Here is a 14926-nt window from a genome sequence, read left to right as displayed (position 1 = left end):
GCCTTCGTATTCGTCGTCAGCCACGGTGTGCTCCTCGGTGTTGCTCGATCACCGAGAGAACGGCGTCGATGGTCTGGGAAAAATCTAGGTCCGTCGAGTCGACGACCTCGACGCCGTCCGCGGCGTTCAGGAAGTCGACGACGGTGCTGTCGGACGCGTCGCGCTCGTGCAGCGCTGCGGCGACGGCATCCGCGTTCTCGCCGGCGAGTTCGCCGGCGCGTCGGGCGGCCCGTACTTCGGGGGCCGCAGTCAGAAGGATCCGCACGGGGGCATCGGGCGCGACCACAGTCGTGATGTCACGGCCTTCGACGACGACCGCCGGATAGTCGGCGTCTGCGACGAGGGCACGGAACAGCTCGTTCACCTGCGCGCGGACCTCGGCGACTTTGGCCACGCCGCTCACGGCGCCGGAGACCCGCGGATCGCGGATCGCCTCGGTCACCTCGACGTCGCCGACCCGCACTGTGCGGTCATCGGGGTCGAGACCGAGCACGACGGGGAATTCGGATGCCGCGGTGCGCACGGCTTCCGCGTCGGAGGTGTCCGCTCCGCGGTCGAGCACATGCCAGGCGAGCGCACGGTAGGCCGACCCCGTGTCGAGGTAGCCGAAGCCGAGCCTGCGCGCGACGGCCTTCGACACGCTGGACTTGCCGGATCCCGCGGGACCGTCGATCGCGATGAACTTGGTGGCGCCGGTGGCCGAGAGCGAGGTGTCAGTCATTCGTGTTCCCTGCAATCCGCCATCCGCGTTCCTGGAGACCCGTGATCGCCCCGTGCAGTGTCGCCGGTTCGACGCTGATCTCCGCCAGGCCGAACTGCGCTCCCGGCGAGTGCTCGAGACGCAGGTCCTCGACGTTCACACCGAGCTCGCCGAGCTCGCCGAAGAGGCGCCCGAGCTGACCGGGGGTGTCGTCGATCATCACGATGAGCGATTCGAAGCGCTGGTTCTGACCGTGCTTGCCGGGGAGGCGGTCGACGCCGTCGTTCCCCTGGCGGATCGTCTCCGCGACGACGCGGCGAGCACCCGGCGCACCAGGTTCACGCAGGGCGTCGGAGATCTCACCGAGATCGGCGGCCAGCGCATCGAGGATCTCGACCACCGGTCCGGCGTTCGCGCCGAGGATCTGCACCCAGAGCTCGGGAGCGGATGCCGCGATGCGCGTCGTGTCGCGGACACCCTGGCCCGCGAGGCGCAGGGCGCCCTCCTCGGCACCGGCGAGGCGCGCGGCGAGAAGACTCGCGACCACCTGCGGCACGTGAGACGTGAGCGCGACCGAGCGGTCGTGCTCTTCGGGAGTCATCTCCAGCGGCATGGCGCCGACATCCAGCGCGAGCGCCTCGACGAGCGCGAGGTCGGAGGCCTTCGTCTCCCCATCACGGCAGACCACCCAGGGACGGCCGATGAAGAGGTCGGCGCGGGCGGAGATCGCTCCCCCGCGCTCACGACCGGCGAGCGGGTGCGAGCCGATGTAGCGGGTGAGGTCGACACCGCGCGCCTGGAGCGTGCGGAACGGCTCGAGCTTGACGCTCGCGACGTCCGTAACGACGGCATCGGGGAATCGGGCGAGTTCGGCCTCGATCACGTCGGCGGTGACGTCGGGCGGCACGGCGACGACGATCAGCGCGGGAGTGTCATCGTCTTCCGCGAGGCGTCCGGCTCCGTAGTCGACCGCGAGACGCAGCTGGGCGGGCGACGCGTCGGTGAGGACGACATCGACGCCCTTCGCCCGCAGGGCATGCCCGACGCTCGCGCCGAGCAGACCGGCACCGACGATGCGGACGGTGCCGGAGAGCCGAGGCGCGACGACGCCGGCCTTCCGCGCCGTGGGCGCACTCGTCGTATCGGTCACTCGTTCTCCTGCTGCTCGCCTGGCGCCTCGGCGACACCGGAATCCTGGCGCGACAAGGTCAAAAGCGCGCCTAGTTCGATTTTAGTCAGTTCCCGCGTCTTCCCCGCCGGGAGGGTTCCCAGGTGGAGCGGTCCGAACTGCCGGCGGACGAGTTCGGTCACGGGGTGGCCGACCGCGGCCAGCATCCGGCGCACGATGCGGTTGCGTCCGGAATGGAGGGTGAGCTCGACCAGGCTCGACCCGCGAGAGGTGTCGAGCAGCCGCGCCTTGTCGGCCGCGATCGGACCGTCGTCGAGCTCGATCCCCTTCGTGAGCTTCGAAATCGTCTGTGGCAGGACCGTTCCCTCGACCTTGGCGATGTACACCTTCGTGACGCCGAACGACGGGTGGGCCAGCACGTGGGCCAGTCCGCCGTCGTTGGTGAGGATGAGCAGACCGCTCGTCTCGGCGTCGAGCCGGCCGACGTTGTACAGGCGCTCCTCGTAGTCGGCGGTGAAACGACGGAGGTCGGGGCGTCCGTTCTCGTCCTTCATGCTGCTCACGACGCCCGTCGGCTTGTTGAGCATGACGTACCGCTTGGAGACGTCGAGCTGGATCGCGGTGCCGTCGACGTCGACCAGGTCGTGCTCCGGGTCGATCCGTCGACCGAGCTCTTCGACGACCACGCCGTTGACGCGGATGCGCCCCTCGACGATGTAGTTCTCGACGACGCGGCGCGATGCCACCCCGGCGGCGGCGAGCACCTTCTGCAGGCGGACGCCCTCTGGCTGCTGTTCGGTCTCTGAGCTTGTCGATGCGTCAGTCATCGGATGGTCCCTTCGTCGAAGCCGTCTGCGCCGTCGTCGAGCAGCGGGGAGATCGGGGGCAGCTCGTCGAGCGAGTTGATGCCCAGGTGCTGCAGGAGCGCGTCGGACGTGCCGTAGTTGATCGCTCCGGTCTCGGAGTCGGCGAACAGCTCGGTGATCAGACCGCGGGCGAGGAGCGTGCGGACCACGGAGTCCACGTTCACTGCGCGGATGGAGGCGACCTGACTGCGCGTCACCGGCTGCTTGTAGGCGATCACGGCGAGGGTCTCGAGCGCCGCCTGCGAGAGGCGGGCCGGCGCCTGCCCTCCGATGAACTCGGCAACGAGGCCGTCGTGGTCCTCGCGCACGTAGAGTCGCCAGCCACCGCCGACCTCCCGCAGCTCGAAGCCGCGACGCGGACCGTGGCCCCGCCCGTCGTAGTCGTCGACGAGCGTCTCGAGCGTCTGCCGGACGGCGGGCACCGGAGACCCGACCGCGGCGGCCAGCGCCATCAGGCCGATCGGCTCGTCCACGATCAGCAGGATCGCCTCGATGCGCTCGGAGAGCGGGGATTCGGTCACGACCTCCTCGCTCACGGTCTCGGTCGAAGTGTCATCGGTCATAGTCGGCTCCCAGGGTCGCCAGAGTCTCATCCGACCAGGCGTCGGCTGCCCAGCGCAGCGTGAGCTCGCCGAGCGGTTCCAGTTGTTCGAAGGACAGTGCGGCGTGGCGGTACAGCTCCAGCACGGAGATGAAGCGCGCGACGACGATGCCCGGCTCGGTGACGCCCGCGACGAGCTCGCGGAAGCTGACCGACTCGGTGCCGCGCAGCAGCGTCACGACGATCGCGGCCTGCTCGCGGATGCTGATCAACGGCGCGTGCAGATGGTCGAGTCCGACGTGCGGGATCTCCTTCGGCGCGAAGGCGAGGAGCGCGAGGGCGGCGAAGTCGTCTGCCGTGAGCGACCAGACGAGCTCCGGCGTCTGACGGCGGTGCTTCTCGTCGAGGCGCACCGCGCGTACGTGCCGTCGATCCTCGCGCTGCAGGCAGCGGGCGAACCAGCTCGAGACCTCCTTGAACGCCCGGTACTGCAGCAGGCGGGCGAACAGCAGGTCACGGGCTTCGAGCAGCGCCACCGCCTCGGCGTCGACCAGTTCGCCCTGCGGCAGGAGGCCAGCCACCTTCATGTCGAGCAGCGTGGCGGCGACGACCAGGAACTCGGATGCCTGATCGAGCTCCTCGTCGTCGTCGAGCTGGCTCAGATAGGCGATGAACTCGTTGGTGACCGCGCTCAGCGACACCTCCGTGATGTCCATCTCGTGCTTGGAGATGAGGTTCAGCAGCAGGTCGAAGGGGCCGTCGAAGTTCGACAGCGAGACACGGAATCCCTCGGCGGGATCCGCGATCTCGTCCGCCCGGTCAGGAGTCTCGTCAGGCGACGGCGCCACGGGCGACCAGCTCCCGCGCCAGCCGCAGGTACGCCTGGGCGGCGGCGTGCTCCGGAGCGAACTCGGTGATGGGCACACCCGAGACCGAGGCATCCGGGAACTTCACGGTGCGGCCGATCACGGTCTCCAGCACGTCGTCGCCGAACGTCTCCACCACGCGCTCGAGCACCTCGCGGGAGTGCAGCGTGCGGGCGTCGTACATCGTCGCGAGCAAGCCATCCATCGTGATCGACGGGTTGAGCCGGTCGCGGACCTTGTCGATGGTCTCGATCAGCAGTGCCACACCGCGCAGCGCGAAGAACTCGCACTCGAGCGGGATGATCACGCCGTGCGCGGCCGTGAGGGCGTTCACGGTGAGCAGTCCGAGAGACGGCTGGCAGTCCACGAGGATGACGTCGTACTCCCCCGCCACCTGGCGGAGCACGCGGGCGAGGATCGTCTCACGAGCGACCTCGTTGACGAGATGCACCTCGGCGGCGGAGAGGTCGATGTTCGCCGGCATGACGTCGAGGCCCTCAACGCTCGAGTGCACGATCGCATCGTGCGCATCGCGCTTCGTGTCGAGCAGGAGGTCGTAGACCGTCGGGACGTCGTGCGTCTGGATGCCGAGACCGGCGGAGAGCGCGCCCTGCGGATCGAAGTCGACCGCGAGCACCTTGCGACCGTACTCGGCGAGGGCCGCGGCGAGGTTGATGGTGGTCGTCGTCTTGCCGACGCCGCCCTTCTGGTTGCATAGCGCGATGATGCGCGCCGGACCGTGCGACTTCAGCGGCTCGGGCGTGGCGAACCCGTGATACGGACGGCCGGTGGGTCCCATGGGGGTCTCGTCGGCCTTCTGTGCCTTCGCCCTGGACTTCGCCGCTTTCTCAACCACCGGTTCTCCTGCTCCTTCGTGCTTGGTCGATTCTAGCGGCCGCCCTGTTCTCCGGCCTCCCGGCACGCGGCACAGCGCCTCAGCGGGCGCGGGGATGCGAGGTCGCGTAGATGTCGCGCAGCGTGTCGACCGACACGTGGGTGTAGATCTGCGTCGTCGCGACCGATGCGTGGCCGAGAAGCTCCTGCACCACGCGCACGTCGGCGCCGCCCTGCAGCAGGTGCGTCGCGAAGGAGTGCCGCAGCGTGTGCGGGGAGACCTCGCTCGTGATCTGGGCGCTCTCCGCCGCCGCCCGGATGATCAGCCAGGCGGTCTGCCGGGACAGCGGCGCTCCGCGGGCCCCCAGGAACAGCCGGGCGGATGCCCGTCCCTTCGCGGCGAGCCCCGGGCGCACTCTGGTCAGGTAGGCGTCGACGGCATCGCGGGCGTACGACCCGATCGGCACGATGCGCTCCTTCGACCCCTTGCCGCGCAGGCGCAGCACATCACCGTGAGCGAGGTCGTCGACGTCGAGCCCGATCGCCTCGGACACACGGGCACCCGTCGCGTACAGCAGCTCGAGCAGGGCGCGATCGCGGATGCCGACGGGGTCTTCCGGCGACGGCGCTGCGAGAAGGCGCTCGACCTGGTCGATCGTCAGAGCTTTCGGAAGCCGACGCGGCGCCTTCGGCGGGCGGAGCCTCCCGCTCGGGTCATCGACTTCGACGCCCTCCCTGGCGAGGAAGCGATGCCAGCCCCGCACCGACGACTGCAGCCGGGCGAGGCTGGTCGACGCCGGGGGCGGTTCGGCCGACGATCGCTCCGTGATGAAGCGCCCGATCACCGCCGGGGTGATCTCGGCGGTGTCGACGATCCCGTCAGCCGCCAGCCACTCCAGATAGCCCCCCAGATCCCGCCGGTAGGCGGCGATGGTGTGCTCGCTCAGACCGCGCTCGATCGTGACGTGCCGCAGGTAGAGGTCGAGAGCGCGAGGAAGCAGCATCCTCAGGGCCGATCGCGCAGCCTCTGCGACGCCGCGAGCACTCCGATCGACAGGATGCCGTTGCGCATGCGCCCGGCGAGGACCGCGTCGACCGCGGCCGGGAGCGGCACCCACTCGACGCGGATGTCGGCCTCCTCGTCCTCGCGGTCGTGCGCGGACTCGGCGGCCGAGATGCCCGTCGCGAGGAAGATGTGGATCATCTCGTCGTTGCCGCCCGGCGTGGTCCACGACGACACCAGCGGTTCCCAGTGCGCGGCGACCAGGTCGGCTTCCTCGGCGAGTTCGCGCTTCGCTGCCTCGAGCGGCTCCTCGCCTGCGACATCGAGGAGGCCGGCCGGGAGCTCCCAGTCACGGTGGCGGATCGGATGCCGGTACTGCTGGATCAGCAGGACACGGCCGTCGTCGTCCAGCGCGAGGATCGCCACGGCACCGGTGTGCGCGACGTACTGCCGCACCATCTCGCCGTCGCCGTACCGCACCCGGTCGGAGCGCACGTCCCAGACCTTGCCCTCGTAGACGAGGTCGCTCGTGAGCACCTCGGGCGAGAAGGGCTCGTCGCGGAGCTCCCCCACCGGATCCGTCATCGACACCGGGTCAGTCATCGGCGCTGACGTCGAAGAGCTCGCTGGCGCGGTGGCGCTCGATCGCGGCGCCGACGAGCCCGCGGAACAGCGGGTGCGGGGCGGTCGGACGCGAGCGCAGCTCGGGGTGCGCCTGCGTGGCGATGTAGTACGGGTGCACGTCGCGCGGCAGCTCGACGTACTCGACGAGATCGAGTTCCGGGTTGAGACCGGAGAACACGAGCCCCGCCTCGGAGAGACGATCACGGTACGCGTTGTTCACCTCGTAGCGGTGACGGTGCCGCTCCGAGGCCTCAGGGGTGCCGTAGAGCTCACGGGCGAGCGAACCTTCGGCGAGAGCCGCCTGGTACAGACCGAGCCGCATCGTGCCGCCCAGGTCGCCGCCGTCGAGGATCTCGATCTGCTCGGCCATCGTCGCGATCACGGGCTCCGAGGTCTCGGGATCGAACTCGCTGGACGATGCTCCGGCGATGCCGGCCACGTCGCGCGCGTACTCGATCACCATGCACTGGAGGCCGAGGCAGAGGCCGAGCGTCGGGATGCCCTGTTCGCGAGCGAACTTGAGCGCCCCCAGCTTGCCCTCGATGCCGCGGATGCCGAAGCCACCGGGCACGCAGATGCCGTCGAGCTGGGCCAGCTGCTCCTGCGCACCCTCGGGGGTCTCGCAGAGGTCGGAGGGGATCCAGCGGATGTTGACCTTGGTCTCCTGGGCGAACCCGCCGGCCTTGAGCGCCTCGGTCACGGAGAGGTAGGCGTCAGGCAGATCGATGTACTTGCCGACGAGGCCGATCGTGACCTCGTGCTTCGGATTGTGCACCGCGTGCAGCACCTTGCTCCAGCGCGTCCAGTCGACCTCTTCGGCAGACTTCTCGGCGAGGCCGAGGCGGCGCACGATGAAGGAGTCGAGTCCCTGATCGTTCAGCGTCGACGGGATGTCGTAGATGCTCGGCAGGTCGACCGTGTTGATCACGGCTTCAACGTCGACGTCGCACATGAGCGCGATCTTGTTGCGGTTGCTCGCGCTGACCGGGCGGTCGCTGCGGAGCACGAGCGCGTCCGGCTGGATGCCGACCTGGCGGAGGGCGGCGACCGAGTGCTGGGTCGGCTTGGTCTTCTGCTCGCCGGACGCGCCCATGAAGGGCACGAGCGAGACGTGCACGAAGAACACGCTGTCGCGGCCGAGCTCGTGACGGAGCTGGCGGGCGGCCTCGAGGAACGGCTGCGACTCGATGTCGCCGACCGTGCCGCCGACCTCGGTGATGATCACGTCGGGACGCGGCTCTTCATGCGCCTGCAGGCGCATGCGGCGCTTGATCTCGTCGGTGATGTGCGGGATGACCTGCACGGTGTCTCCGAGGTACTCGCCGCGGCGCTCGCGCGCGATGACCTGCGAGTAGATCTGGCCGGTCGTCACGTTCGCGGCCTGCGACAGGTTGATGTCGAGGAACCGCTCGTAGTGGCCGATGTCGAGGTCGGTCTCGGCGCCGTCGTCGGTCACGAAGACCTCGCCGTGCTGGAACGGGTTCATCGTGCCCGGGTCGACGTTCAGGTACGGGTCGAGCTTCTGCATCACGACACGCAGGCCGCGAGCGGTGAGGAGGTTGCCCAGGCTGGCCGCCGTGAGTCCCTTGCCCAAAGACGAAACGACACCACCTGTCACAAAAATGTGCTTGGTCGTGTCGTTCTTGGGCCCCGCAGAAGAAGAGTTCATCACGGGCTTCGATCCTATCAGGCAGCAGGGGTGCCGAGGCTGAGAAGTTCTCGGGCATGGGTCAGTGCAGCGTCCGAATCGGCGAGTCCCGACAGCAGGCGGGCCATCTCGGCCTCCCGCTCCTCGCCCTCCAGAAGCCGCACACTGGAGGCGGTGACGGCGCCGTCGTTGGCCTTCACGACGGACAGGTGATTGTTCGCGAAGGCCGCGACCTGCGCGAGATGCGTGACCGCGATGACTTGCGACTTCTCTGCAAGCCGGGCGAGTCGCCGTCCCACTTCGATCGCCGCAGCACCGCCGATGCCCGCGTCGACCTCGTCGAAGACGAAGGTCGGCACCGGGTCGGTTCCGGCGATGACGACCTCGATCGCCAGCATCACCCGGGAGAGCTCCCCCCCGGAGGCGCCCTTTCCGACGGAACGGGGCTCGGCGCCCGGGTGCGGCGCGAGGAGGATCGCGACGTCGTCGCGGCCGTGCGTGCTCTCGGCGCCTTCCGAAACGGCCACCTCGAGACGCGCGTCCGGCATCGCGAGGGCATGCAGCTCCTCGGTGACCGCCGCGCCCAGACGCGTCGCGGCCGATGTGCGCTCGGCGGTCAGGACGGCGGCGTGCGCGTCGAGCTCGGCACGCACCGCATCCCGTTCCTCGGCGAGCCGCTCGATCTGGTCTCCGTCGTCGTCGAGTTCGGCGAGACGCGCAGACCCGGTCCGCCACACCTCGAGCGCCTCATCGAGCGAACCGTGCGCGCGGACCAGCGTTCCCAGGGCGGCGCGACGTTCCTCGACGGCGGCGAGCTCGTGCGGCCCCGATTCGTCGAGATCCGCGAGGTACGCGGACAGGAGGCCGGCGACATCCGCTATGCGATAGCCGATGTCGGCGATGCTCTCCGCGATCTCTGTGAGCTTCGAGTCGGACACGCGCTCGAGCAGACGGCGGGCCTCGGCGACGAGGGCGGACGCATCGGGCTCGCCCTCCTCGCTGGACAGCGCGCCGTGGGCGAGGGATGCCGCCAGTCGCAGCTCCTCGGAGTTGGCGAGGCGTTCGGCGCGTTCGCTGAGCTCCTGGTCCTCCCCCGGCTCCGGCGCGGTCGCTTCGATGAGTGCGAGGGCCTCGCGGAGACGCGTAGCCTCCTCGGCACGGCGATCGCGGTTCTCGGATATCTCGGTGATCTCGGCGTCGAGCGCCCGCCAGCGGGCGAAGGATGCCGTGTACGCCTCGAGGGCTTTCGCGACGGGAGCGCCGCCGAAGCGGTCGAGCGCGTCGCGCTGCGCGGCTGCTGAGCGCAGCCGGAGCTGCTCGGACTGGCCATGAACGACCACGAGTTCCTCGGCGAGAGCGGACAGCACGCCGGCAGGGGCAGCGCGACCGCCGACACTGGCACGACTGCGGCCCTCGGCGCTCAGGGTGCGCGACACATAGAGCTCGGCGAGGTCGGTGCCGGCGGGTTCGAGCTCGCCCCCGGCATCCGTCACGATATCGGCGACATCGCCCTTCTCGGGGACGATCCAGACACCGGCGACCGAGGCCTGCGCGGACCCCGCGCGCACGGCACCGGAATCGGCGCGCTGACCCAGCAGCAGTCCGAGGCCCGTGACCACCATCGTCTTGCCCGCGCCGGTCTCGCCCGTGATCGCCGTGAAGCCGGGCCCGAGGGGCAGCACCGCGTCGGCGATCACGCCGAGGCCCTGCATCCGCATCTCCTCGATCATGGCGTCTTCCCCGGCTCCTGCCCGCGCCATCCTTCGACGGGCAGACGGAACTTGCGCACGAGACGGTCGGTGAAGGCGGCGTGGTGCAGGCGTGCCAGGCGCACCGGACGGGAGGACCGGCGGACGACGACGCGCGCGCCCGGAGGCAGGTCGTGCGAGCGCCGGCCATCGCACCACAGGATGCCGGAGCCGTCGGTGCGCTCCAGCATCTCGATGGCGACAGCGGCGTCGGGACTGACGACGAGCGGCTTGGCGAACAGCGCGTGCGCCGACAGCGGCACCACGGCGATCGCCTCGACGCTCGGCCAGATCACCGGCCCGCCGGCGGAGAAGTTGTAGGCGGTCGATCCGGTCGGCGTCGAGACCACCATGCCGTCGCACGCGAAACTGGACAGCGGTCGGCCGTCGATCTCGAGCACGACCTCGATCATCCGCTCGCGGCTGGCTTTCTCGACCGTCGCCTCGTTGAGCGCCCAGGTGTCGAAGACGACCGCGCCTGCGGCATCCTTCACCCGCACGGACAGCGCGAGACGCTCCTCGACCTCGTAGTCCCGGTCGATCACGCGGCGCACCGCGTCATCCATGTCATCGCGGTCGATCTCCGCGAGGAAGCCGACGTGCCCCATGTTGATGCCGAGCACGGGCGCACCGCTGTCACGGACGAGCTCGGCCGCCCGAAGGATGGTTCCGTCCCCGCCCAGCACGATCGCGAGCTCGAGGTCCGCGGACTCGGACGAGCCGTCGAGCACGTCGACGTCGGTGAAGAAGCCGTCGACCGCGGTGAGCGCGGCGTGGTCGTCTGCGGCGAGGAACGGGCGGGCGCCCGCGCCACGCAGCGCGTCGATCACGCGACGCGCCGCCTCCACGGTCTCGACGCGGCCGGCGTGGGCGACGACCAGGATCCTGCGCTCGTTCATCGTCCCCCTGCCAGTCGATTGATGCTGTCCAACCATTCTGTCGGATTGCTGCCTCGTCCCGGCGCGAGGTGCACGAGATATTCGGCGTTGCCGTGCGTGCCGAGGATCGGGGAGGGAAGGATGCCGAGCATGCCGAGGCCGATATCCCAGGCGCTCCATACGGTCCGGGCGACGGCATCCGCGCGCGTGGCGGGGTCGGTCACCAGACCGCCGCGCACGGCGGTGCGGCCGACCTCGAACTGCGGCTTCACGAGGAGCAGGATGTCGGATCCCGGCGCGGCGACTCCCGCGACGGCCGGCAGCACGAGCTCGAGGGAGATGAACGACAGGTCGCCGACGAGGAGCTCCGGTGGCGACTGCTCCCCCGTCGCCGCGGCGAGATTCTCCGGCGTCATGTGGCGCACGTTGTAGCCCTCGACGGCCACCACGCCTTCGTCGGCGGCGATCGACGGCGCCAACTGGCCGTGCCCCACGTCGACAGCGAGCACTCGTCGGGCGCCGCGCTCACGCAGCACCTGGGTGAAGCCACCGGTCGAGGCGCCCATGTCGAGCGCGAGCCTTCCCGCCACCGGGATCGCGAAGCCGTCCAGGCCCGCGATGAGCTTGTGCGCGGCACGGCCGACGTAGTGGTCGGAGCCGGCGATCGTGATCTCCGCCTCGTCGGTCACCGGCGTCGACGACTTCACGACCGGTCGGCCGTCGACGCTCACGAGCCCCTCGGAGATGAGGGTGGCGGCGTGGCTGCGCGACCGGGCGAGTCCTCGGGCGGCGAGGGCGGCGTCGAGTCGCGTCATCGGGATCCCGGGGTCTCCCGTTGGTCGAGCTTCGCGCCGGTCTCGAGGCGGCGGGAGAGCTCGTCGTGCAGGGCCGAATAGGCATCGGCACGGGCGGGGAGCGGCTGTCCCTCGATCAGGCGCAGGCGACTCCACAGACCGTCGGTCGGCGTGCTCGTCGTCTCATCGCTCACGGTCCTACTGTACGCGGCCCGGCGGACAGAAGACGGAGCCACGGCGGCCCCGGATCAGGGCCGGTGGAACGGATCGTCGTAGAGGCGCTCGGGAACGCGCAGGACGAACACCGGTATGCCGGATGCCCAGATCGCCGCGGCGCCTGCCCGGAGCAGGTCGATCTGCACGCCCGATTCGGCGACGATCTCGACATCCGCGCCGGACACGCGCACGGCGGCTCCGTTCACGTGGAACACGCCGTCCTTCTCGATCACCTCCGGGTACGGCTCGTGCAGCTCGCGCAGGTCGCCGAGGATGTAAGTGGGACGCGAGCCCTCCGGAGCAGCCAGCACGTGCTTGGGGCGATCGATGCCGGTGAGTACCAGTACCGAGTCGATGCCGACCCGACTCGCTCCCATGATGTCGGTGTCGAGGCGGTCGCCGATGAACAGCGCCTTCTGCGCGCCGAAGCGCGCGAGGGCCTCCTCGAAGATCGGAGCCTCCGGCTTGCCGGCGACGGTCGCCAGGCGGCCGATCGCGGTGTGCACGGCAGACACCAGGGTGCCGTTCCCGGGGGCGACACCGCGCTCGCGCGGAATCGTCCAGTCGGTGTTCGTGGCGATCCAGGGAATGCCACCCTCTTCCTCGGGCAGCTTGAGGGCGAACGCCGCCTCGGCCAGGTCTGTCCAGGCCACTTCGGGAGCGAATCCCTGCACGACCGCGGCCGGGGAGTCCTCGGCGCTGCGGGTGACCGTGTAGCCGGCTTTCGTGACCTCGTCGACCAGACCGTCTCCGCCGACCACGAGGATCGTGGCAGGAGCAGGAAGGATGCCGGCCAGAAGGCGCATCGCGGCCTGCGGGCTCGTCACGACGTCGGATGCCGCGACCTCGAGACCGAGGCTGCTCAGGTGCTCCGCGACGGACGCATCGGTGCGGGCAGCGTTGTTCGTGATGTAGCCGAGGCGAGCCGACTCCCCCGCGCGGTTCAGGCTGTCGACCGCGAACGGGAGCGCGCCGGGGCCGGCGTAGACCACACCGTCCAGATCGGCCAGGACCGTGTCGACGCCGTCGAGCGGAGTGGACGCGGCCGGCCGCTTCCGGGAGAACAGCGCCACTACGCGTCCTGCTCCGTGCCCTGAGCCTTCTCGTCGTCCCCAGAGTCGTCGGAGTCGCCCGAGTCGTCGGAGTCGTCGTCCTCGCCGAGGAGTTCGCGGACCTCGTCCTCGACCGTGAACTTGTCGGCTGCGGCTTCATCGGCGGCAGGCTCGTCGGTTGCAGAGTCCTCTGCTGCGTGCTCGTCGGTAGCAGAGTCTTCTGCTGCGCCTTCTGCAGAAGGCTCCTCAACGGCGGGCTCTCCGGCAGCCTCGGCGTCAGCATCCGAGGCGGTCTCGTCGTCGTCGAAGTCGCCCTCGATGAGGCCGTCCTCGACGAAGAGCTCCTCATCGCCGGCTTCATCGACGCCGAGAGCCTCGGCGGCGACATCGGCCCGGTGTGCCCAGAAGGCCGCTTCCTCCTCGCGACCGAGGTCCTCGAGCACGGCGGCGCGCGCTGCGAACAGCGCCGGGCTCCACTCGAAGGCGCGATCGGGGTCGAGTTCCGGGATCTCGAGCTCGCCCAGCGCCAGTTCGAGATCGCCCTGGTCCAGACGCGCACCCGACATCGCGATCGCGAGCGCCACCCGCACCGGTGTCGTGAGAGCCGTGCGATCGACGGCGCGGCCGGTCTCGAGGGCGCGGTCCGGTCGACCGATACCGCGTTCGCTGTCCACCATGAGGGCGATCTGGTCGTCCTTGCCGGAGATGCGACGGTAGGTGCGCAGCTCGCGCAGAGCGAGAGCGAAGTCCTCGGTCGCGTAGGCGGTGATACCGAGCGTCTCGCGCACGATGGCGATACGTCCGGCACGGCGCGAGGCCGCCAGCGCGTGCTCGTGAGCCAGCGCCGGATCCTCGTCGATGAGCTGGGAGGCCATGGCGAGGTGGCGGGCGACGAGCTCCGCGTTCTCCTTGCTCAGTGTCTTGAGCTCATTGCGCGCTGAGGTGTGCAGGTCGCGGGCCGTGACTTCATCCGGGATGTGCGGGTCGTTGAAGCGCGGACGCTCGTCCGCCGCCTGGACCGGGCGCTCGCGCCCCGAGCCCCCGCGCTGCGGGTAGGAACGGGCGCGGTCGCGGTCGGATCCGGAATCGCGGCGAGGAGCGGAATCGCGGTTGTACCCGCCACCCTCACGACGAGGCGCAGAGTCGCGGTTGTAGCTGCCACCCTCACGACGCGGAGCGGAGTCGCGGTTGTACCCGCCACCCTCACGACGAGGCGCGGAATCGCGGTTGTAGCTGCCACCCTCACGACGAGGTGCCGAGTCGCGGTTGTACCCGCCACCCTCACGACGCGGAGCCGAGTCACGGTTATAGCCGCCACTCTCGCGACGCGGAGCGCGGTCGCCGGAGCGGTTGTCGCCATCGCGACGAGGTGCCGAGTCACGGTTGTAGCTGCCACCCTCACGACGCGGTGCAGAGTCGCGGTTGTAGCTGCCACCCTCACGACGAGGTGCCGAGTCGCGGTTGTAGCCGCCACCCTCACGACGAGGTGCCGAGTCGCGGTTGTAGCCGCCACCCTCACGGCGCGGAGCAGAGTCACGGTTGTACCCGCCACCCTCACGACGAGGAGCCGAGTCACGGTTGTAGCCCCCGCCCTCGCGACGAGGGGCGCGATCGCCGGAGCGGTTGTCGCCGTCACGACGCGGAGCGGAGTCGCGGTTGTACCCGCCACCCTCACGACGCGGAGCAGAATCACGGTTGTAGCCGCCACCCTCACGACGCGGTGCGCGGTCCCCGGAGCGGTTGTCGCCGTCGCGGCGAGGCGCGGAGTCGCGGTTGTATGCGGGGCGGCCGCCGGAAGGACGCTGATTGCGCGATCCGTTGTCGTTGTCGCGACGCGGACGGCGCTCTTCGTCTTCCGGCATGATGCTCCCTGTTTTCGTATAAACGCAAAATGGCCACCCATCGATGGGTGGCCATTTGCTTAAAAGAAGTCCGGCGGTGTCCTACTCTCCCACAGGGTCCCCCCTGCAGTACCATCGGCGCTGTGAGGCTTAGCTTCCGGGTTCGGAATGTAACCGGGCGTTTCC

At 69.8% G+C, this 14926-nt stretch carries 15 protein-coding genes and 1 rRNA gene; all 16 read right to left on the bottom strand.

The annotated features are described in order from the left end of the window. Positions 1 to 16: 16 nt before the first annotated feature. Positions 17 to 721 (bottom strand): (d)CMP kinase, encoded by a 705-nt coding sequence (gene cmk, locus ABD648_RS00080; protein ID WP_282216721.1) that lies wholly within the window; start codon positions 719 to 721, stop codon positions 17 to 19. Beyond that, on the bottom strand, positions 714 to 1850 hold the full coding sequence (locus tag ABD648_RS00075) for a prephenate dehydrogenase (protein WP_282216720.1): 1137 nt from the start codon (positions 1848 to 1850) through the stop codon (positions 714 to 716). Before ABD648_RS00075 ends, cmk begins: the two co-directional genes overlap by 8 nt. After that, positions 1847 to 2656: a pseudouridine synthase gene (locus ABD648_RS00070; protein WP_282216719.1), complete on the bottom strand. Its 810-nt coding sequence runs from the start codon at positions 2654 to 2656 to the stop codon at positions 1847 to 1849. The genes ABD648_RS00075 and ABD648_RS00070 overlap by 4 nt, the downstream gene beginning before the upstream one ends. Further along, entirely contained in the window at positions 2653 to 3258 is a 606-nt protein-coding gene (scpB, locus tag ABD648_RS00065) for an SMC-Scp complex subunit ScpB (RefSeq protein ID WP_282216718.1), read from the bottom strand. The genes ABD648_RS00070 and scpB overlap by 4 nt, the downstream gene beginning before the upstream one ends. Continuing rightward, complete coding sequence (locus ABD648_RS00060) at positions 3248 to 4084, bottom strand: segregation and condensation protein A (RefSeq protein ID WP_282216717.1); 837 nt, start codon at positions 4082 to 4084, stop codon at positions 3248 to 3250. Before ABD648_RS00060 ends, scpB begins: the two co-directional genes overlap by 11 nt. Continuing rightward, positions 4068 to 4901, bottom strand: a complete 834-nt coding sequence (locus ABD648_RS00055) for a ParA family protein (protein ID WP_282217465.1) — start codon at positions 4899 to 4901, stop codon at positions 4068 to 4070. The genes ABD648_RS00060 and ABD648_RS00055 overlap by 17 nt, the downstream gene beginning before the upstream one ends. A 136-nt stretch (positions 4902 to 5037) precedes the next feature. After that, positions 5038 to 5940 carry a site-specific tyrosine recombinase XerD gene (xerD, locus tag ABD648_RS00050; protein ID WP_282216716.1) on the bottom strand — a complete coding sequence of 301 codons (903 nt, stop codon included), beginning with the start codon at positions 5938 to 5940 and terminating at the stop codon, positions 5038 to 5040. A gap of 2 nt (positions 5941 to 5942) precedes the next feature. Beyond that, positions 5943 to 6542, bottom strand: a complete 600-nt coding sequence (locus ABD648_RS00045; RefSeq protein ID WP_425561688.1) for an NUDIX domain-containing protein — start codon at positions 6540 to 6542, stop codon at positions 5943 to 5945. Beyond that, entirely contained in the window at positions 6535 to 8232 is a 1698-nt protein-coding gene (gene pyrG / locus ABD648_RS00040; protein ID WP_282216715.1) for a CTP synthase, read from the bottom strand. The genes ABD648_RS00045 and pyrG overlap by 8 nt, the downstream gene beginning before the upstream one ends. A gap of 17 nt (positions 8233 to 8249) precedes the next feature. Beyond that, positions 8250 to 9941 carry a DNA repair protein RecN gene (gene recN, locus ABD648_RS00035; RefSeq protein WP_282216714.1) on the bottom strand — a complete coding sequence of 564 codons (1692 nt, stop codon included), beginning with the start codon at positions 9939 to 9941 and terminating at the stop codon, positions 8250 to 8252. After that, positions 9938 to 10858: an NAD kinase gene (locus tag ABD648_RS00030; RefSeq protein WP_282216713.1), complete on the bottom strand. Its 921-nt coding sequence runs from the start codon at positions 10856 to 10858 to the stop codon at positions 9938 to 9940. The genes recN and ABD648_RS00030 overlap by 4 nt, the downstream gene beginning before the upstream one ends. Then, on the bottom strand, positions 10855 to 11652 hold the full coding sequence (locus ABD648_RS00025) for a TlyA family RNA methyltransferase (RefSeq protein ID WP_282216712.1): 798 nt from the start codon (positions 11650 to 11652) through the stop codon (positions 10855 to 10857). The genes ABD648_RS00030 and ABD648_RS00025 overlap by 4 nt, the downstream gene beginning before the upstream one ends. Beyond that, a complete protein-coding gene (locus ABD648_RS00020; protein ID WP_282216711.1) occupies positions 11649 to 11825 on the bottom strand; it encodes a hypothetical protein in 177 nt (58 codons plus the stop codon). Before ABD648_RS00020 ends, ABD648_RS00025 begins: the two co-directional genes overlap by 4 nt. A 54-nt stretch (positions 11826 to 11879) precedes the next feature. Further along, positions 11880 to 12920, bottom strand: a complete 1041-nt coding sequence (locus ABD648_RS00015; protein ID WP_282216710.1) for an HAD-IIA family hydrolase — start codon at positions 12918 to 12920, stop codon at positions 11880 to 11882. After that, entirely contained in the window at positions 12920 to 14761 is a 1842-nt protein-coding gene (locus ABD648_RS00010; protein WP_282216709.1) for a primosomal protein, read from the bottom strand. The genes ABD648_RS00015 and ABD648_RS00010 overlap by 1 nt, the downstream gene beginning before the upstream one ends. Before the next feature lie 68 nt (positions 14762 to 14829). Next, positions 14830 to 14926: ribosomal RNA gene (gene rrf / locus ABD648_RS00005) — 5S ribosomal RNA — on the bottom strand; the annotation flags it as partial.

It is taken from the genome of Microbacterium luteolum, from assembly GCF_039533965.1.
Lineage (GTDB): Bacteria > Actinomycetota > Actinomycetes > Actinomycetales > Microbacteriaceae > Microbacterium > Microbacterium luteolum.
The sequence above is the reverse complement of the archived record's forward strand: the minus strand, read 5'-3'. Positions and strand labels throughout refer to the sequence as shown.